The sequence below is a fragment of the Streptomyces sp. NPDC052396 genome, assembly GCF_044593195.1.
Classification (GTDB): domain Bacteria; phylum Actinomycetota; class Actinomycetes; order Streptomycetales; family Streptomycetaceae; genus Streptomyces.
The window spans coordinates 55,667-73,627 of sequence record NZ_JBIUAW010000006.1 but is presented as its reverse complement, the minus strand read 5'-3'; the positions used below and the strand labels follow the sequence as shown (position 1 = coordinate 73,627).

General features: G+C 69.7%; 22 protein-coding genes. 14 read left to right on the top strand and 8 right to left on the bottom strand.

What is annotated here, in order from left to right; genetic code table 11:
• Positions 1-9 precede the first annotated feature (9 nt).
• From ACIHFE_RS16905 to ACIHFE_RS16895, 3 genes are all read right to left on the bottom strand, one after another.
• Positions 10-1,131, bottom strand: coding sequence for a S1C family serine protease (locus tag ACIHFE_RS16905; protein WP_400107182.1), 1,122 nt, complete (start codon positions 1,129-1,131; stop codon positions 10-12).
• Between the two features lie 87 nt (positions 1,132-1,218).
• Complete coding sequence (locus ACIHFE_RS16900) at positions 1,219-2,244, bottom strand: LacI family DNA-binding transcriptional regulator (RefSeq protein ID WP_400107180.1); 1,026 nt, start codon at positions 2,242-2,244, stop codon at positions 1,219-1,221.
• 106 nt (positions 2,245-2,350) lie between these two features.
• Positions 2,351-3,154: a winged-helix domain-containing protein gene (locus ACIHFE_RS16895; RefSeq protein WP_400107178.1), complete on the bottom strand. Its 804-nt coding sequence runs from the start codon at positions 3,152-3,154 to the stop codon at positions 2,351-2,353.
• Positions 3,155-3,378: 224 nt separating this feature from the next.
• Between ACIHFE_RS16895 and ACIHFE_RS16890 the strand changes: the two genes are divergently transcribed.
• Complete coding sequence (locus ACIHFE_RS16890) at positions 3,379-4,233, top strand: alpha/beta hydrolase (protein WP_400107176.1); 855 nt, start codon at positions 3,379-3,381, stop codon at positions 4,231-4,233.
• A gap of 49 nt (positions 4,234-4,282) precedes the next feature.
• Here the strand turns inward: ACIHFE_RS16890 and ACIHFE_RS16885 are convergent, their stop codons facing one another.
• On the bottom strand, positions 4,283-4,696 hold the full coding sequence (locus ACIHFE_RS16885; RefSeq protein ID WP_400107175.1) for an ATP-binding protein: 414 nt from the start codon (positions 4,694-4,696) through the stop codon (positions 4,283-4,285).
• 161 nt (positions 4,697-4,857) lie between these two features.
• Between ACIHFE_RS16885 and ACIHFE_RS16880 the strand changes: the two genes are divergently transcribed.
• The 3 genes from ACIHFE_RS16880 to ACIHFE_RS16870 are packed head-to-tail and all read left to right on the top strand — an operon-like array spanning position 4,858 to position 6,461.
• Positions 4,858-5,634, top strand: a complete 777-nt coding sequence (locus ACIHFE_RS16880; RefSeq protein ID WP_400107173.1) for a Scr1 family TA system antitoxin-like transcriptional regulator — start codon at positions 4,858-4,860, stop codon at positions 5,632-5,634.
• Positions 5,631-5,975 (top strand): DUF397 domain-containing protein, encoded by a 345-nt coding sequence (locus tag ACIHFE_RS16875; RefSeq protein WP_400107171.1) that lies wholly within the window; start codon positions 5,631-5,633, stop codon positions 5,973-5,975. Before ACIHFE_RS16880 ends, ACIHFE_RS16875 begins: the two co-directional genes overlap by 4 nt.
• A gap of 12 nt (positions 5,976-5,987) precedes the next feature.
• On the top strand, positions 5,988-6,461 hold the full coding sequence (locus tag ACIHFE_RS16870) for a hypothetical protein (protein ID WP_400107169.1): 474 nt from the start codon (positions 5,988-5,990) through the stop codon (positions 6,459-6,461).
• A 170-nt stretch (positions 6,462-6,631) separates the two neighbouring features.
• Here the strand turns inward: ACIHFE_RS16870 and ACIHFE_RS16865 are convergent, their stop codons facing one another.
• Positions 6,632-8,533 (bottom strand): ABC transporter ATP-binding protein, encoded by a 1,902-nt coding sequence (locus ACIHFE_RS16865; RefSeq protein WP_400108007.1) that lies wholly within the window; start codon positions 8,531-8,533, stop codon positions 6,632-6,634.
• A 53-nt stretch (positions 8,534-8,586) separates the two neighbouring features.
• Entirely contained in the window at positions 8,587-10,320 is a 1,734-nt protein-coding gene (locus ACIHFE_RS16860; protein ID WP_400107167.1) for an ABC transporter ATP-binding protein, read from the bottom strand.
• A gap of 124 nt (positions 10,321-10,444) precedes the next feature.
• Between ACIHFE_RS16860 and ACIHFE_RS16855 the strand changes: the two genes are divergently transcribed.
• The 7 genes from ACIHFE_RS16855 to ACIHFE_RS16825 all read left to right on the top strand — a co-directional run bounded on the left by ACIHFE_RS16855 (position 10,445) and on the right by ACIHFE_RS16825 (position 14,746).
• The gene (locus ACIHFE_RS16855; RefSeq protein ID WP_400107165.1) at positions 10,445-10,732 is read left to right on the top strand and encodes a MoaD/ThiS family protein; all 288 of its coding nucleotides are present in this window, start codon (positions 10,445-10,447) and stop codon (positions 10,730-10,732) included.
• Between the two features lie 10 nt (positions 10,733-10,742).
• Entirely contained in the window at positions 10,743-12,164 is a 1,422-nt protein-coding gene (locus ACIHFE_RS16850; protein ID WP_400107163.1) for a hypothetical protein, read from the top strand.
• 79 nt (positions 12,165-12,243) lie between these two features.
• Complete coding sequence (locus tag ACIHFE_RS16845) at positions 12,244-12,891, top strand: DUF2993 domain-containing protein (RefSeq protein ID WP_400107161.1); 648 nt, start codon at positions 12,244-12,246, stop codon at positions 12,889-12,891.
• A gap of 178 nt (positions 12,892-13,069) precedes the next feature.
• A complete protein-coding gene (locus ACIHFE_RS16840; RefSeq protein WP_350751515.1) occupies positions 13,070-13,150 on the top strand; it encodes an Ms5788A family Cys-rich leader peptide in 81 nt (26 codons plus the stop codon).
• A gap of 94 nt (positions 13,151-13,244) precedes the next feature.
• Positions 13,245-14,081 carry a sulfurtransferase gene (locus ACIHFE_RS16835; protein WP_400107159.1) on the top strand — a complete coding sequence of 279 codons (837 nt, stop codon included), beginning with the start codon at positions 13,245-13,247 and terminating at the stop codon, positions 14,079-14,081.
• 28 nt (positions 14,082-14,109) lie between these two features.
• Positions 14,110-14,400 (top strand): DUF1416 domain-containing protein, encoded by a 291-nt coding sequence (locus ACIHFE_RS16830; protein WP_400107157.1) that lies wholly within the window; start codon positions 14,110-14,112, stop codon positions 14,398-14,400.
• 94 nt (positions 14,401-14,494) lie between these two features.
• A complete protein-coding gene (locus ACIHFE_RS16825; protein ID WP_400107155.1) occupies positions 14,495-14,746 on the top strand; it encodes a DUF3099 domain-containing protein in 252 nt (83 codons plus the stop codon).
• 43 nt (positions 14,747-14,789) lie between these two features.
• On the opposite strand, the gene ACIHFE_RS16820 is transcribed toward ACIHFE_RS16825, so the two are convergent.
• On the bottom strand, positions 14,790-15,155 hold the full coding sequence (locus ACIHFE_RS16820; RefSeq protein WP_400107153.1) for a DsrE family protein: 366 nt from the start codon (positions 15,153-15,155) through the stop codon (positions 14,790-14,792).
• Between the two features lie 290 nt (positions 15,156-15,445).
• Here ACIHFE_RS16820 and ACIHFE_RS16815 point away from each other — a divergent pair, with 290 nt between their 5' ends.
• From ACIHFE_RS16815 to ACIHFE_RS16805, 3 genes are read left to right on the top strand one after another with little or no spacing between them, the layout of a single operon-like run.
• On the top strand, positions 15,446-16,051 hold the full coding sequence (locus tag ACIHFE_RS16815; RefSeq protein ID WP_400107151.1) for an FABP family protein: 606 nt from the start codon (positions 15,446-15,448) through the stop codon (positions 16,049-16,051).
• 35 nt (positions 16,052-16,086) lie between these two features.
• Entirely contained in the window at positions 16,087-16,524 is a 438-nt protein-coding gene (locus tag ACIHFE_RS16810) for a Fur family transcriptional regulator (protein ID WP_400107149.1), read from the top strand.
• A 9-nt stretch (positions 16,525-16,533) separates the two neighbouring features.
• Positions 16,534-17,508 carry a YgfZ/GcvT domain-containing protein gene (locus ACIHFE_RS16805; protein WP_400107146.1) on the top strand — a complete coding sequence of 325 codons (975 nt, stop codon included), beginning with the start codon at positions 16,534-16,536 and terminating at the stop codon, positions 17,506-17,508.
• 18 nt (positions 17,509-17,526) lie between these two features.
• Here the strand turns inward: ACIHFE_RS16805 and dtd are convergent, their stop codons facing one another.
• Positions 17,527-17,952, bottom strand: a complete 426-nt coding sequence (dtd, locus tag ACIHFE_RS16800) for a D-aminoacyl-tRNA deacylase (RefSeq protein WP_400107144.1) — start codon at positions 17,950-17,952, stop codon at positions 17,527-17,529.
• Between the last annotated feature and the right edge of the window lie 9 nt (positions 17,953-17,961).

Genomic DNA, 17,961 nt, shown 5'->3' with positions numbered 1-17,961 from the left:
GTCCGCCGTTCACTGCCCGCTGCCGCCGGCGCGCAGCTTGGCCAGGTCGGCCTTGACGGTGTTGGCCGGGATGGCGAAGCCCAGGCCCACGCTGCCCGCGCCGTCCGAGGAGCCCCCGGCGGGCGCGTACATCGCCGAGTTGATCCCAATGATCTCGCCATTCATGTTGATCAGGGCGCCGCCGGAGTTGCCCGGGTTGAGCGAGGCATCGGTCTGTATCGCCTTGTAGGTGGTCTTGGACGAGCCGGTGTCCCCGTTGTACTGGTTGCCGCCGAACTCGAACGGCCAGGGGAAGCCGCCCCGCCCGTGCTGCCGGCCCTGGCCCTGGTCCTGACCCTGACTCTGGCCCTGGTCGTCCTGGCTCTGTCCCTGTTCCTTGGCCACGGTCACATCGCGGTTGAGGGCGGAGACTATGCCGCTGGTGACGGTGCCGGTGAGGCCCTCGGGGGAGCCGATGGCGACCACCTGGTCGCCGACCTGGAGCTTGCCGGAGTCACCGAAGGTGGCCGCCTTCAGTCCGCTCGCTCCCTGGATCTTGATCAGGGCGAGGTCCTTGGCCGGGTCCGTCCCCACCACCTTGGCGTTCTTCACCGTGCCGTCATGCAGGGTGACCTGCACCGTGTCCGTGCCCGCGACCACATGGTTATTGGTGATCACCTCGCCGCCGCCGGTGACGATGACGCCGGAGCCGGTGGACTGCCCGCCGGAGGTGGCCGCCTTGATCTCCACGATGCTGGGGCTGACCGCCTTGGCCACGGCCGCGACCCCGCTGCTCTTGGCGGAGGCGTTCTGCACCGGGGTGGACACGGTGGTGCTGTCCGACTTGTGTACCAGCCCGCCGACCAGGGCGGCGGACCCGCCGCCGACCAGCGCCGCGACCAGGGCGCAGGCGACGACCAGCGCACCGGTGCGGCGGGGGCGCGGCGCCGGCGGCTCCTCCGCGGCCTGCTGGGTGAACCCGGCGTGACCACCGCCGCCGTGTCCGGCGTCGCCGTGTCCCGCGTCCCCGGGCCACACGGTGATCCCGCCGGCAGTGGTGACCGGCTGCTGCGGAGGGTGCCCGGGAGGGGCGGGGTAGGGGTACGCCTGCGGCTGCTGAGGCTGCTGCTGGGGGTGGCTGTTCTCCGTCATGTCAAAAACTGTCCTCCGCGTTCATGAGAACAGTCTGAGCGGCCGCTGAAAACCGGTGCAGAAGCGGGGTCGGTTATCCGGAGCCGGCTACGCCCCGCAGCCGCAGGACCGCCGCACCACCAGCGCGGAGGGGAACTGCTTGAGCCGCTCCCGCCGCGTCCCGGTGAACCGCAGCCCGTCGTCCAGCACCAGGTCCACCGCCGAGCGGGCCATCGCCTGCCGGTCCGAGGACACCGTGGTCAGCGGCGGGTCGGTGAGCGCCGCCTCCTTGACGTCGTCGAAGCCCGCCACGGCCAGCTCCCCCGGCACATCGATGCGCAGCTCGCGGGCGGCCCGCAGCACGCCGATGGCCTGGTCGTCGGTGGCACAGATCAACGCCGGCGGCCGGTCCGGCCCGGCCAGCAGCTCCAGCGCCACCAGATACGCCCCGTATCTGTCGTACGGGGCCGCGAACAGCCGCCCGTCCAGCGGCTTGCCGGCCTCGCGCATGGCCCGTCGCCAGCCCTCGACATGGTCGGTGACCGGGTCGCCGATCACCGGCGTCCGCTCGGTGCCGCCCAGGCAGGCCACATAGGGATGCCCGTGCTCCAGCAGATGCCGGGTGGCCAGCTGGGCGCCCCCGATGTCATCCGTCACCACGGCCACATCGTCGATCGCATCCGGCCGCCGGTGCATCAGAACCACCCGGGCGTCCCAGGCGTCGATCTCCAACGCGGCGTGCTCACTGGGCCCCTGACTAATCAGGATCAGCCCGGACACCCGCATCCCCAAGAAGGCCCGCAGATAATGGACTTCGCGCTCATCGAGATAGTCGGAGTTGCCGACCAGCACCATCTTTCCGCGCTCGGCCGCGGCCTGCTCCACCGCATGCGCCATCTCCGCGAAGAACGGCTGGCGCGCGTCCGGGACGATCAGACCTATCAGGTCAGTACGCCGGGAGGCCATCGCCTGCGCCACCCGGTCCGGCCGGTAACCCAGCTCCTTGATCGCGGCAAGCACCCGCTCCCGCGTCGCCGGCGCCACCGGGCGCGGACCGTTGTTGATGACATAGCTGACCACCGCGGTGGATGTCCCCGCCAGCCTCGCCACATCGTCCCGCGTCACCTTGGCCACGGCGGGCAGTCTACGCGGGTCCACGTGCGGCTAGACCGGCTGTTTTCTCACGGAACGGCATCGGTTACCGGCGTTACGGGAACCCCGGGGGACCCCTGAAGGGCCCCTAGTGCTTGGCGGCCCGCGACCCCTTGGCCACCGATGGCTCCCCGGCCGGATCCGCCTCCCCCGGCCGCTCCCGCCGCTGCTCCTTGCGCTCCGCCCCGGCGGATTTCTCCGCCCGGTCCGCCTTCTCGGGCTTCTCCGGCAGCACAAACCGGTAACCGACGTTCCGCACCGTCCCGATCAGGGACTCATGCTCCGGCCCCAGCTTCGCCCGCAGCCGCCGGACATGGACGTCCACCGTCCGCGTACCGCCGAAGTAGTCGTAGCCCCAGACCTCCTGCAGCAGCTGGGCCCGGGTGAAGACCCGTCCCGGATGCTGCGCGAGGTACTTCAGCAGCTCGAACTCCTTGAAGGTCAGATCCAGCACCCGCCCCTTGAGCTTGGCGCTGTAGGTGGCCTCGTCCACCGACAGGTCCCCGGTGCGGATCTCCATGGGGCTGTCGTCCGTGGCGATCTGCTGCCGCCCCATCGCCAGCCGCAGCCGGGCCTCCACCTCGGCCGGACCCGCGGTGTCCAGCAGCACATCGTCCACGCCCCAGTCGGCGGTGACCGCCGCCAGCCCGCCCTCGGTCACCACCAGGAGGAGCGGACAGCCCGGGCCGGTCGACCGCAGCAACTGACACAAGCTGCGCACATGAGGCAGATCCCTGCGCCCGTCGATCAGTATGACGTCGGCCCCGGGCACATCCACCAGGGCCGGACCCTCGGCCGGCGCCACCCGGACGCTGTGCAGCAGCAGCCCCAGCGCGGGCAGCACCTCCGCGGACGGCTGAAGAGCGTTGGTCAGCAGCAACAGCGAACTCATCGGCGGTCACCACCACGATGCGCGCTTCCATCACCCATGACGTCGGTTCCTCCTCGGTCCCTGCGACGGGGGTACCACCCAGGCGGGGCCTGGGGGAGTGTGCGGTTGCGCGCCCGGAAGCACGCGTGCGCCCTTACGCGCGGTGCGGCGCCACGCGTCCGAATGCACAAAAGGACCCGGGGGCGACTCTGCCCGGATCCTTCCTGCCCAGCAGAATAACCCACATGACTTTTCCCGGCCCGGGGGACTTTGCACGGTCTTGTGTTTCGTCGATCACTTCGGGTGGTCGTCGCACCGCCCTCTTGACAGCTGACGGAGTCCGCCTGGAAGCGGCCTACGACCCCGGTCCCGCACCATCGCGTCACCCTGCCATTGTGCTCGCCCATGGCTTCACGGGTTCCCTGGACCGCCCCGCGCTGCGCCGCACGGCGGCGGTCTTCGCCCGCCACGCCCCCGTGGTCACCTTCTCCTTCCGGGGACACGGCCGCTCGGCCGGCCGCTCCACGGTCGGCGACCGCGAGGTCCTCGACCTGGCCGCCGCCGTGGCATGGGCCCGCTCCCTGGGCCACTCCTCCGTGACCACCGTCGGCTTCTCCATGGGCGGCTCGGTCGCCCTGCGCCACGGTGCGCTCTATGCCCCGGGCTCCGGCGCCCACGCCGACAAGGTGGCCTCGGTCTCCGCCCCCGCGCGCTGGTTCTACCGGGGTACGGCCCCCATGCGCCGCGTCCACTGGGCGGTCACCCGCCCGGTGGGCCGCCTGGTCGCCCGCGCGGCCCTGCGCACCCGGGTCCACTCCCGCGAGTGGGATCCGGTACCGCTGCCCCCGGTGGACGCGGTGCCCCTGATCGCCCCGCGCCCACTCCTGATCGTCCACGGCGACCAGGACCCCTACTTCCCCCTGGACCACCCACGCAGCCTCGCGGCCGCCGCCGACCCCGGCTCCTCCGAGCTGTGGATCGAACCCGGCTTCGGCCACGCCGAGAACGCGGCGCCGGAGCGGCTGCTGCGGCGGATCGCGGGGTGGGCGATCGGGGAGGAGCCGGTGCACGGGCCTACTTGTGGTCGGAAACCCTACTGAGAGAGCACGTTCTCGGACGGGTTTCCGACCACACTCCGGCCCCAGACCTTCACCACGGCACTGCCTCGGTGAACTCGCACCAGACCACCTTGCCCGGGTCGCGCTCGCCCACGCCCCATTTGTCGGCCAGCGCGTCCACCAGCACCAGGCCGCGCCCGGACTCCCGGTCACCGCCGGCGGGGGTCAGCATCTGCGGGAAGCTGGGGCCGCTGTCGTGCACCTCGACGCGCAGCGTGCGGTCTTCCAGCAGCCAGAGGTGCAGCAGGAACTGGCGTCCTGACGGGACGCCGTGCCGCAGGGCGTTGGTGGCCAGCTCGCTGACGCAGAGGAGTACGTCATCGGTGCGGCGTACCTGCCATACGTCGAGCGTACGGTGCGCGAACTCCCTCGCGAGCGGTACGGCTTTGGCGCTGCGGCGCCCGAAACGCTTTCCGAACAGGGGGAGTTGCGTCGGGTCGTTCATGCGACAACGGTCGCAGCGGATAACTACGGTGGACCAGGGGCGGGGCTCGTACGGATGGGGCGTACGGGCTGGGTACGCCCAGGGTACGGCTCGGGTACGGGCGGGGTTGGTCACCGGTGCGGACGCATGGCAAGAAGCCGCCGCAGTCTTCAGCGCGGCTTGTGGGCGCGCTGCTGGCGCTGTTGCGAACGAATGCGGGGTTCACTCAGCGGGGGCTCGCGGACGAGTTGTGTGTGAGTGAGGAGACGGTTGCGTCGATCGAGCAGGGGCGGCGGGCTTTGCTGCCGGATACGGCTGAGCAGATCGATCGTGTGCTGGGTACGGGCGGGGTCTTGGCCGTGGTGGTCGGGCATATGCCCGGGCAGGACAAGTTTCCGGTATGGGCCGAGGCCTATATGCAACTGGAGCAGGAAGCGATCGCCCTGTCCTCTTACGAGAACGCGGTGGTGCCTGGCCTGCTCCAGACTGCCGCGTACGCCCGTGCGGTCTTCCGGTGCTCGGTCCCCGCCATCAACGAGGCGGAAGTTGAACGCCGGTTGGAAACGCGTCTCAAGCGCCAGGTGATCCTGCACCGAGAGGTACCGCTAACGGCCACCTTCGTCATCTCGGAGGCGGTTGTCATCGCTCGGATCGGCGGCCAGGAGGTCATGCACGAGCAGCTCAGTCACCTGCGGGCCTGCGCGGATCTGCCTGGGGTATCCATTCAAGTCCTGCCCCTGGACTGCGAGTTCCACGCCGGAATCAGCGGGCCTTTTGTTCTCCTGGAGACCCCTGATTACCGCACCCACGCATACACGGAAGCCCAGCTCACCAGCCGCTTCCTTACCAGTCCAGACGAGATCAGTCGCCTTACTCACAAGTTCGGGATGCTACGAATGCAGGCGCTCAGTGCTGATGAGACCAGAAAAATGCTGGATCGGTTGCTGGGAGAGAGATGAACGAGCGCACGCCTACGATGTGGTTCAAATCGAGCTACAGCGGTGAAGAAGGAGACAACTGTGTCGAGATCTCCTATGAGCCGCACACCAAGGAGGGCGACGCACACATAGAAGCTGTCCACGGCTGGCAAATCTCCAGCTACAGCGGCGAACACGGCAGCAACTGCGTCGAAGTCGCCGCCTCCCCCCACACCATACGGATCCGCGACTCCAAAAACCCCTCCGGCCCCCAACTCACCCTCCCCGCCACCACCTGGGCGGCATTCACCGGCACGCTCGCCGCCCGCCCGGCACCGCCACCGCTGACCGCAGTGCGTAGCGCAGCAGCACATACCCCCTGATAGAACAGCGGCATGGACTCCGCCGCACTTGAAGAGATGCTGGACGCATCGTTCGATCACGCCGTCGTGCACCACGGATACACCAGCTATATGCGCGACTACGAGGTCATCGTCTACGCGACAGCCGACCCCCGCACCGGCCTGGAGCCCGTCCATCTGCGCTATCTCTTCAAGCACTGCGTGGAGGCCCGATGCGAATCAACCGTGCCGCCCGAGACGTGGCGTGTCTCGCTCGACGACCGTCTCATCGACTACGAGACCGGTGTCGACCTCGACGGATACGTCTGGGGCGTGAAGTGGCACTGTCTCTACCCGGGCGCGAAGGTTCTCCCCGAGTCGGAGGCAGCTCGCCGCTGGGCCGAGGCCCTCGGTATCGACTTCCACGACGTCCGCATCGAGACCAACGCGCACCGTGTCACCCTGCTCTTCTCGGAGCTGGAAGTCACTGAGGTCCCGACGGGATACGCACCCTTCATTACGGACTAGCGAAATCGTCGAAGTCCGGTGTGCGGTACCGCGCCCCAAAGGGGCGCGGGGAACTGCGCGACCAGCCACAGACGGCCCGCAGCCGGTCAAGCGCCGATGCACCGCCGAACGAAACGGCAAACGCCGGGCAATCCGCCCGGCGCTCGCACGTCAATGCAAAGGAAGGATCCCTACGCCTCCTCCGCCACCACCGCCTCCGCGAACTGCGCCTGGTACAGCCGCGCATACGCACCGCCCGCCGTCAACAGCGAGTCATGGTTGCCCTGTTCCACGATCCGGCCGGACTCCATCACCAGGATGACGTCCGCGTCGCGGATCGTGGAAAGGCGGTGCGCGATCACAAAACTGGTGCGGCCGGTCCGCAGTTCGGCCATGGCCTGCTGGATGAGGACCTCGGTGCGGGTGTCGACCGAGCTGGTCGCCTCGTCCAGGACCAGAATCTCCGGCTCGGCCAGGAACGCCCGCGCGATGGTGATCAGCTGCTTCTCGCCGACGCTGACATTGGAGCCCTCTTCGTCGATCACGGTGTCATAGCCGTCGGGCAACGTCCGTACGAAGCGGTCCACATGGGTCGCCTTGGCCGCCGCCACGATCTTGTCCATGGAGGCGCCTTCGGAGCCATAGGCGATGTTCTCGGCGATGGTGCCGCCGAACAGCCAGGTGTCCTGGAGGACCATGCCGATATGCGAGCGGAGGTCCTCGCGGGACATCCGGGCGATGTCCACCCCGTCCAGGGTGATGCGGCCACCACTCACCTCGTAGAACCGCATCAGCAGGTTGACCAGGGTGGTCTTGCCCGCGCCGGTCGGGCCGACGATGGCGACCGTCTGGCCGGGGCGGACGGACAGCGACAGGTCCTCGATCAGCGGCTTGTCGGGCTCGTAGCGGAAGGAGACCTTTTCGAAGGAGACCTCGCCGCGCACATGGGCCGGCCGCGGCGCGTCGGCCGCGTCCGGCGACTGCTCCTCGGCGTCGAGGAGTTCGAAGACCCGCTCGGCGGAGGCGACGCCGGACTGGACCAGGTTGGCCATCGAGGCCACCTGGGTCAGCGGCTGGCTGAACTGGCGGGAGTACTGGATGAACGCCTGGACGTCACCGATGGAGAGCGAGCCGCTGGCCACCCGCAGACCGCCGACCACCGCGACCAGCACATAGTTGAGGTTGCCGATGAACATCATCGCCGGCTGGATCACACCGGAGATGAACTGGGCCTTGAAACCGGCCGCGTAGAGCGCGTCGTTCTCCTTGCGGAAGGCCTCCGCGGACTCGCGCTGCCGGCCGAAGACCTTCACCAGCGAGTGGCCGGTGTACATCTCCTCGATGTGCGCATTGAGCTTGCCGGTGGACTTCCACTGGGCGACGAACTGCGGCTGGGCACGCTTGCCGACGGCGGTGGCGACCATCACCGAGACCGGCACGGTCACCAGCGCCACCAGGGCCAGCAGCCAGGAGATCCAGAACATCACGGCCAGCACACCGACGATGGTCAGCAGCGAGGTGACGATCTGGCTGAGGGTCTGCTGCAGGGTCTGCGCGATGTTGTCGATGTCATTGGTGGCCCGGGAGAGCACCTCGCCGCGCTGCTGCTTGTCGAAGTAGCTCAGCGGCAGCCGGCCCAGCTTCTCCTCCACCTGCTCGCGCATCCGGAAGACCACGCTCTGGATGGCGTTGGTGGCGATCCGGGCCTGGATCAGGGAGAAGAGGGAGGAGCAGAGATAGATCAGGGCGACCCAGAGCAGCACCGTGCCCACGGCGCCGAAGTCGATGCCATGGCCGGGGGTGAAGTCCACGCCGGAGATGACATCGGCGACCTTGCCATGGCCGGCCGCCCGCATCTGGGCGATGGCCTGGTCCTTGGTCTCGCCGGAGGGCATCTGCCGGCCGATCACCCCGGAGAAGATCAGGTCGGTGGCATGGCCGAGGACCTTGGGGCCGGCCACGGCCAGCGCCACGCTGCCCACGCCCAGGGACAGCGCGATGAGGATCCGCGCCCGCTCCGGGCGGAGCTGGGCCAGCAGTCTGCGACTGGAGCCCTTGAAGTCCATGGACTTCTCGGTGGGCTGGCCGCCCATATGACGGGCTATGCCCGTCGCCGGCGCCGGGCCCCGGCGCGCTGGTGCGGTGCTCACGCTGCTTCCTCCTCGGTGAGCTGGGAGAGCACGATCTCCCGGTAGGTCTCATTGGAGGCCATCAGCTCGTGGTGGGTACCGCTGCCGACGACGCGGCCCTCGTCCAGCACCACGATGCGGTCGGCGTCGCGGATGGTGGAGACGCGCTGGGCGACGATCAGCACGGTCGCGTCCTCCGTCTCCCGGGCCAGCGCGGCCCGCAGCCGGGCGTCGGTGGCGTAGTCCAGGGCGGAGAAGGAGTCGTCGAAAAGGTAGATCTCCGGCTTGCGGACCAGGGCGCGCGCGATGGCCAGTCGCTGCCGCTGTCCGCCGGAGACATTGGTGCCGCCCTGGGATATGGGCGCGTCAAGGCCGTCCTCCATGGACTCGACGAAGTCGCGGGCCTGGGCGATGTCCAGCGCGTGCCACAACTCCTCGTCGGTGGCGTCCGGTTTGCCGTAGCGCAGGTTGGAGGCGACGGTGCCGGTGAAGAGATAGGGCTTCTGCGGGACCAGTCCCACGGCCTCGGAGAGGACGACCGGGTCGAGTTCGCGGACGTTCACGCCGTCCACCAGCACCTCGCCGGCGGTGGCGTCGAACAGGCGGGGAATCAGGCCCAGCAGGGTGGACTTGCCGCTGCCGGTGGAGCCGATCACGGCGGTGATCTCGCCGGGCCGGGCCAGCAGCGAGACATCCTTGAGGACCGGCTCCTCGGCGCCGGGGAAGCGGAACTCCACGGCGCTCAGCTCCAGTTGGCCGCGGCGGCGCAGCTCGGTGACCGGGGCGAGCGGCGGTTCCACACTGGAGTCGGTGGTCAGCACTTCCTGGATGCGCTCGGCGCAGACCTCGGCGCGCGGCACCATCATGAACATAAAGGTGGCCATCATGATCGCCATCAGGATCTGCATCAGATAGCTGAGGAACGCGGTGAGCGCGCCGATCTGCATATGGCCGCTGTCGATGCGGTGTCCGCCGAAGTAGAGGACGGCCACCGAGGACAGGTTCACGATCAGCATCACCGAGGGGAACATCAGCGACATCAGCCGCCCGGCGCGCAGCGAGATGTCCATCAGCTCGGTGTTGGCCGCCCGGAATCGTTTCCGCTCACGGGTGTCGCGGACAAAGGCGCGGATCACGCGGATGCCGGTGATCTGTTCGCGCAGCACCCGGTTGACGGTGTCGATCCGCTCCTGGACGCCGCGGAACAGCGGCCGCATCCGCCAGACGATCAGCGAGACCACGATGGCCAGCGCCGGGACGATGGCCAGCAGCAGGGCGGACAGCGGAACATCCTGGTTGAGTGCCATCAGCAGACCGCCGATGCACATGATCGGCGCGGAGACCATCAGCGTGAAGGTCATCAGGGCCAGCATCTGGACCTGTTGCACATCATTGGTGGTCCGGGTGATCAGCGAGGGCGCGCCGAAGTGACCCATCTCACGGGCGGAAAAGGACTGCACCCGGTCGAAGACCGCGCCACGCAGATCACGTCCCACCGCCATGGCCGTCCGGGCGCCGAAGTAGACGGCACCCACGGAGCACACGATCTGAGCCAGGGTGATGGCGAGCATGATGCCGCCGGTGGTCAGGATGTAACCGGTGTCGCCCTTGACCACCCCCTTGTCGATGATGTCCGCGTTGAGGGTGGGGAGGTAGAGCGTGGCAAGGGTCTGTACGAGCTGGAGAAGCACGATCAGCGCGATCGGCCGGGAGTAGGGCCGCAGATAGGCCCGGAGAAGTCGTACCAACACACCAGCAGCCTATGCGAGCACCGGCCGAAGAGGGGTCCGGTTTTTCGGCTGGGGGCTTGGCGCGCTCCGTCACCCGTCATCATGGAGGCAGCATTCAGGGAAACATCCGGGAGAAAGGGCAGCCGTGACAACCGCACACACGGCAGGGCCGGTACCGGCGGGCACCATCCGGTACTGGGCCGCGGCGAAGGCCGCCGCCGGCACGGCCGAAGAGCCGTACGCGGCCGTCACCTTGGCCCAGGCGCTGGAGGCGGCCCGCCGACGGCACGACGCGCGGCCCGAGTTCACCCGGGTGTTGTCCCTTTGTTCCTTTCTCGTGGACGGCGACCCGGTCGGCGCCCGCGAGCACACGACGGTCCAGCTGACCGAGGGCGGCACGGTCGAGGTGCTCCCGCCCTTCGCAGGAGGGTGATCCCGGCACCATGAGCGACCACTACGGCAATCGGCACCAGCCGCGTGACCCCTATGACGGCGCCGCCTACGACCCCTACCCGCCTCGGGAGCCGGAGCCGCAGGCTTATCAGGGCGAGGACGGTCAGGGGCAGGGTCACCAGGGTCAGTCGGCCTGGCCGACGGCCGGCGGGCTGCACGGCTATCCGCCGGTGGACGATCCGTCCACCCAGACCTGGCAGACCAGCACCTGGGACACGCACACCTGGCAGCAGCCGCAGCAGCAGACACCGGCCCCCGGGCCGGCCGCCGAGCCGTCCCATGACCCGTACGGCTCGCCTGACGCCCACGGCTCGTACGGCTCCCATGACGTCTACGGCGGGTCCGGCTCTTATGGGACGTCCGGCTTCCACGGTGAGTTCGGTTCCTCCGGGACGCCTGACGCCTATGGGACGGCCGGCCCCCACGGCGGGTTCGGTTCCCCCGGGGCATCCGATGCCTATGGGACGGCCGGTTCCTACGGCGGCAGCCCCTGGCCCGATGGTGGGGTGCAGCTGCCCGGGCAGGCGGCGGGCTATGAGCCCGCGCTCGCGGTGGATGCGCACGCCCCTCTGCCGGAGCCCGCTCCCTTCCAGGCGGAGCCCGCGCCTGTTGTGGCGCGCCCGGAGGCGGAGTCCGCGCCCGAGGCCGCGCGGCCGATGACCGCGGCGGAAAAGGCCAAGGCCGAGGGGCGGGCGCAGATCCTGCCGCCCGGTTTCCGGCCGGCGGTGATCACCGCCGTGCTGGCCGGCCTGCTGGCGCTCACCGCTCCGCTGGCGCGGCCCGCGCTGGCGGCGCCGGTGGTGCTGCTGCAGGCGGTGACCGCCGCGGGCTGGTTCCGGCTCAACGGCATGTGGCCGGCCCGGCAGGGCATCGCGCTGGCCTTCCTGGGCGGTCTGGTCGCCGACGCCGGCCTGCTGGCCGCCAGGGCCGGGCAGGCGCCCACCGTGCTCATCGGCACCCTGGGCTGCTGGCTGCTGCTGGTGGTGGTGCTGCAACTGCGCAGCCATGCCTCGGCGGACGAGCGGATGTACGGGCTGACCTGTGCCGCCGGTTCGACCGCGCTGACCGTGCTGGCGGCCGGTCATCTGGCGGCGGACCACAAGGCGGTGGTGATCGGCGCCCTGGCGGTGGCGGTCACCGTGCTGGCCCGGGCGGTGCCGCTGCCCGCCATGATCTCCCCGGTGATCGCGCTGCTGGCGGCGGCGGGGGCCGGGATCCTGGGCGGTCAGCTGACCCACACCGGCCCGTCGGCCGCGCTGCTGGGGCTGGCCGCCGGGGTCTGCGCCCTGGTGGGCCTGCGGGTGGCCAGCTACGACTACCCGTCCCGCTTTGTGCATATGACGGCGGGCGTGGCGCTGCCGCTGGCGCTGGCCGCGCCGGCCGTCTATGTGATCGGCCGGACACTGCTCTGAATCCCGGGAAGGACGGGCCCCGCGTTAGGCTCGCGGAAAGGCAACAGCGGCCCAACCACACCCGGGGGAACGTCATCCGATGCGCGCGATACGCACCTTGCTGATCGTCGTCGTGGTCCTGGGCGGCCTGTTCGTGGCCGCGGACCGCGCCGCGGTCTACTTCGCGGAGAACAAGGCCGCGGACAAGATACGCAGCAGCCAGAACCTCTCCGGCACCCCGGACGTATCCATTAAGGGCTTTCCCTTCCTCACCCAGCTCGCCGACTCCAAGCTGGACGAGGTCGATGTCTCGCTGAACGGCGGGGTGACGGCCGGCACCGGCGACGGGCACGCCGTCCGGGTCTCCTCCTTCGACGCCCAGCTGCACGGCGTGGAGATCGACAGCAGCTTCTCCTCCGCGGTGGCCGACCGGGCCAGCGGCACCGCCCACCTCGACTACGCCGACCTGGGCCGGGCGCTGGGCCCCGGCGTCAGCATGTCCTACGCGGGCGACGGCAAGGTCAAGGCCGGGATGCTGGGCTTCACCACCACCTCCACGCTGAGCGTGGCCCATGGCGACGCGATCCGGATGGACGCCTCCCGGATGCCGTTGCTGAGCGGCAAGGTGGACATGGAGCGGAAGATCACGGGCCTGCCCCGTGGCATCAAGCTGGACAAGGTCACCGCCACCGAGAAGGGCGTGGACATCACGCTGGGCGGCACGGACGTCCGGCTGGCGGGTCACTGACCGCACGTCCACCCTCCGAGACGCCCCGTCCGGCAGCGGAGAACCACCGCCGGGCGAGGCACCACCGGTGACCGGCAAACCCACCTCCGGCCATCCTTGTCTCACATACCGGTCAATTCCGTCTCGCCATCCGACACATTGGTGACACGCATCCGCGCCCGTCCCTACGATCGGTCACATGAAGCGACAGGCGGATCTCACCAAGCGGCGGGCAGTCGACCTGTGCCGCGTGGCCGCCATGCTGTGTCGCCCCTTCTGACGGGGACCCCTTTCCCGGCGGGGACCGCCCGCCCGTCCCCATGCGCTCCATCACATCCCGGCGCCAATCCGCAACTGCCCCGGAGGAGAACAGCATGAGCCGCAGTGACGTCCTGGTGGACGCCGACTGGGTACAGGCCCACATCGACGACCCCCACACCGTGATCGTCGAGGTCGACGAGGACACCTCGGCCTACGACAAGAACCACATCAAGAACGCCGTCCGCATCGACTGGAAGCGCGACCTGCAGGACCCGGTGCGCCGGGACTTCGTCGACCGGGCCGGCTTCGAGGAACTGCTGTCCGCCAAGGGCATCGCCAATGACCACACGGTGGTCCTCTACGGCGGCAACAACAACTGGTTCGCGGCGTACGCCTACTGGTACTTCAAGCTCTATGGCCACCGCGACGTCCGCCTGCTGGACGGCGGCCGCAAGAAGTGGGAACTGGACTCCCGCGACCTGGTGAACGAGGTGCCCAAGCGGGCCCGTACCGAGTACCGCGCCCAGCCGCAGGACACCTCCATCCGCGCCTTCCGCGACGATGTGGTGGCCGCCATCGGCAGCCTCAACCTGGTGGATGTGCGCTCGCCCGACGAGTTCAGCGGCAAGCTGCTGGCCCCCGCGCACCTGCCGCAGGAGCAGTCCCAGCGGCCCGGGCATGTGCCCAGCGCGCGCAACATCCCCTGGTCCAAGGCGGCCAACGACGACGGCACCTTCAAGTCGGACGGCGAACTGCGCACTCTCTACCAGGAGTCGGGCGTGGACCTGGGCAAGGACACCATCGCCTACTGCCGCATCGGCGAGCGCTCCGCGCACACCTGGTTTGTCCTGCACGAGCTGCTGGGCCAGGCCAACGTCCGTAACTACGACGGCTCCTGGACCGAGTACGGCTCGCTGGTCGGCGTGCCGATCGAGCTCGGCGCCAACTGACCCGCCCCCACCGACAGTTAGGATCGACATGTGTGGAGCCAAGGCCGGCGGTCCGGACGCCTCCGGCGCCAAGACCGGTGAGACCACCATCCAGGGCTCGGTGACCCGCGACGGCGAGCCGGTCGCCGGATATGTCCGTCTGCTGGACAGCACCGGCGAGTTCACCGCCGAGGTGCCCACCTCCGCGACCGGACAGTTCCGTTTCTACGCCGCCGAGGGCACCTGGACGGTACGGGCGCTGGTGCCGGGCGGAACCGCGGACCGCAAGGTGGTGGTGGCCCGCAAGGGCGACCTGGCAGAGGTGGCCATCGCCGTCTGACGCCATCCACTTGCGAACGGCCGGAGGGCCGCGCTCCCAGGGGTTGGACGCCACAGGGGAGTCGCGGCCCTCCATGCCGTCGTACGGTGGAGTTGTGTACGCACGGCGTAGGCACGTCTATTTCGTCATGATGGGCACCTGCATCGGGCTGTTCGTCCTGGCCTGGGCGGTGGTGCGGCTGTTCTCCGTCCCGGCGGCCATTGGAATGTGCCTGCTGGCGATGGTGATCCCGCCGGTGGCGGCCATCATGGCCAACCGCCGGGGGCCGGACGACCGCTGGTGGGACGATCCGTCCGGCGACCCGCAGTCGGACGAGTGGTGGGACGAGCTGGACGGCAAGAAGTAGGCCGGCCCGAAGCTGCTCAGGACAACGGCTCAGTACAGCGGCCTCAGTAGACGAGCGCCTGCACGCCGTCCGCCATGGCCTCGCCCACAAAGACCTGGGCACCGGCGATCCGGGCCCCCTCGATCAGGTCCTTCTCCTCGATGTCCCGGCGCGCCGCGCACTGGGTGCACACCGTGATCAGGCCGCCGCCGGCCAGAATCCCGTCGATCAGCTCCGGCAGCGGGGCCGCGTGCGGCAGCTCGAACTCCGCCGCCCGGCCCGGCAGTGCGAACCAGGACGACTCCCCGGTCAGCCAGAGAGACACCTCGATGCCACTGGCCACCGCCACGGCCGCCACCGTGAACGCCTGTGAGCACCGCTCGGGGGCGTCCGCGCCCGCCGTCACCTTGAGCACGAGCTTCTTCTTCATGCGGCCCACTCTAGGGCGGGCGGAGCGGGCGGGGGATCCACCTCACAGAGCCGCCCGGCGGGGTCCCTACTAGACTCGGCCGAAGTCCGTGGAACAACATCCCTCACTCCGACCGAGGAGCGCGCTCGTGCTTGAGGCTTTCTTCACCGCCCTGCTGGTTCTGGTCGCCGTAGGCGTTCTCGCCTTCGCCGGTCTGACCTGGAAGAAGCTGTACCAGGGCCAGCGCTGACCCACCTCGTCCCACCCGCTGGAGATCCGTCCGCGGATCCCTCTACAGATCGCCTGAGCCCATGATCGAGATTCCTTCCGACCTCCACCGCGACCTGGTGCCCCTGGTCTTCCTCCTCGGCACCTGGGAGGGAGCCGGCGTCGCCGACTTCCCCGGCGGGGAGAAGTGCAACTTCGGGCAGGAAGTCACCTTCAGCCACGACGGCCGGGACTTCCTGGAGTACGTCTCGCACAGCTGGGTGCTCGACGCCGAGGGCAACAAGGTCCGCCCGCTGGAGAGCGAGAGCGGCTACTGGCGGATCGACGCCGACCGCAAGATCGAGGTCGTGATGGTGCGCGACCAGGGCGTGGCCGAGGTCTGGTACGGCGAACTGGCGGACAAGAAGCCGCAGATCGACCTGGCCACCGACGCCGTGGCCCGCACCGCCGCCTCCGGCCCCTACTCCGGCGGCAAGCGGCTGTACGGCTATGTCAAGGGCGACCTGATGTGGGTCGGCGAGAAGGCCACCCCCGAGGTGCCGCTGCGCCCCTATATGTCCGCGCAGCTGAAGAAGGTCCCGCAGGACCTGGAGGCGTGGGCCCGCAACCTGCCCGACGACCTGCCGGACGGCGTGTCCTTCTTCCGGCCGGACGGGACTCCGTACAACCCCGAGAACCCCGAGCAGTAAATCTGCGACCGGCGCGCGCTGCCTAGACTGGGGGCGTGGTGGACACCGACTGGCAGAGCGACCTGCGCAAGCGCGGCTACCGGCTGACCCCCCAGCGCCAGCTTGTGCTGGAGGCGGTGGACCGGCTGGAGCACGCCACTCCGGACGACATCCTGACCGAGGTCCGCAAGACCGCGGGCGGCGTCAACATCTCCACCGTCTACCGGACGCTGGAGCTGCTGGAGGAGCTCGGCCTGGTCAGCCATGCCCATCTCGGCCATGGCGCGCCCACCTACCACCTGGCCGACCGGCACCATCACATTCACCTGGTCTGCCGGGACTGCACCGAGGTCATCGAGGCGGATCTGTCGGTGGCCGAGCCGTTCACCGAGCGGCTGCGCGAGGAGTTCGGCTTCGACACCGATATGAAGCACTTCGCGATCTTCGGCCGGTGCGCTTCCTGCACCTCGAAGCGACCGCCGCAGGGGCCGTAGGCTGGGCGCATGCTGCGATCGAAAAGCCCTCTGTTGTCGCTGCCCGGCGCCGTCCCCGCCGAGGGCCCGGACGAAGGCGTGGCCGCCCACTACGGCGACCCGTTCCGGGAGCAACGGGCGCTCGCCGACGGCTCCGGCTTTGTGGACCTCTCCCACCGGGGCGTGGTCACCGTCACCGGGTCCGACCGGCTGAGCTGGCTGCACCTGCTGCTCACCCAGCACGTCAGCGAGCTGCCGCCCGGGCAGGCCACCGAGGCGCTGATCCTCTCCCCGCACGGCCATATCGAGCACGCCCTCTACCTGGTGGACGACGGCGAGACCACCTGGGCCCATGTGGAGCCGGGCACCCAGGAGGCGCTGCTCGGCTATCTGGAGAGCATGAAGTTCTTCTACCGGGTCGAGGTCGCCGACCGTACCGATGACTTCGCGGTGGTGCACCTGCCGGCCGGCTCGATCGCCGGGGTCCCCGAGGGGGTGGCGGTGCGGGAGACGGCCCATGGCCGCGATCTGTTCCTGCCCCGGGAGCGGCTGACGGAGTTCGCCGCCGGCCATGGCCCGGCCGCCGGTGTGCTGGCCCATGAGGCCCTGCGGGTGGAGGCGCACCGCCCCCGGCTGGGCCTGGAGACCGACCACCGCACCATCCCGCACGAGCTGGGCTGGATCGGCACCGCGGTGCACCTGCAGAAGGGCTGCTACCGGGGCCAGGAGACGGTGGCCCGCGTCCACAACCTGGGGAAGCCGCCGCGCCGCCTGGTCTTTCTGCACCTGGACGGCAGCGAGGTCCGCCTGCCCGGGCACGGCACCCCCGTCCGGCTGGCCGCGGACGGCCCGGACGGCCGCCAGCTGGGCTTCATCACCACCTCGGCCCGCCACCATGAGCTGGGCCCGATCGCCCTGGCCCTGGTCAAGCGGAACGTCCCGGTGGACGCCCCGCTGATCGCGGACGGCACCGCAGCGGCCCAGGAGGTCGTGGTCGAGCCCTAGCGGCGCCGAGCGCCCCGCTCAGACCTCCACCAGCACCGTGAACGGCCCGTCATTGGTCAGCGACACCCGCATCTGCGCACCGAAGACGCCGGTCTCCACCTTCGCCCCCAGCGCCCGCAGCTGAGCCACCACCTCGTCCACCAGGGGTTCGGCCACCGGGCCGGGGGCGGCCGCGTTCCAGGTGGGGCGGCGGCCCTTACGGGCGTCCCCGTACAGGGTGAACTGGCTGATCACCAGCAGCGGCGCCGCCGCGTCGGAGCAGGACCGCTCCTCGGACAGGATCCGCAGCGACCACAGCTTGCGGGCCAGTTGGGCCGCCTTGGCGGGGGTGTCGTCATGGGTGACGCCCACCAGCACACACAGTCCCTCCCCGGCGATCTCCCCGACCGTCCGGCCGTCCACGGCGACACTCGCCCCGTCCACCCTCTGCACCACAGCACGCATGCCGACCAT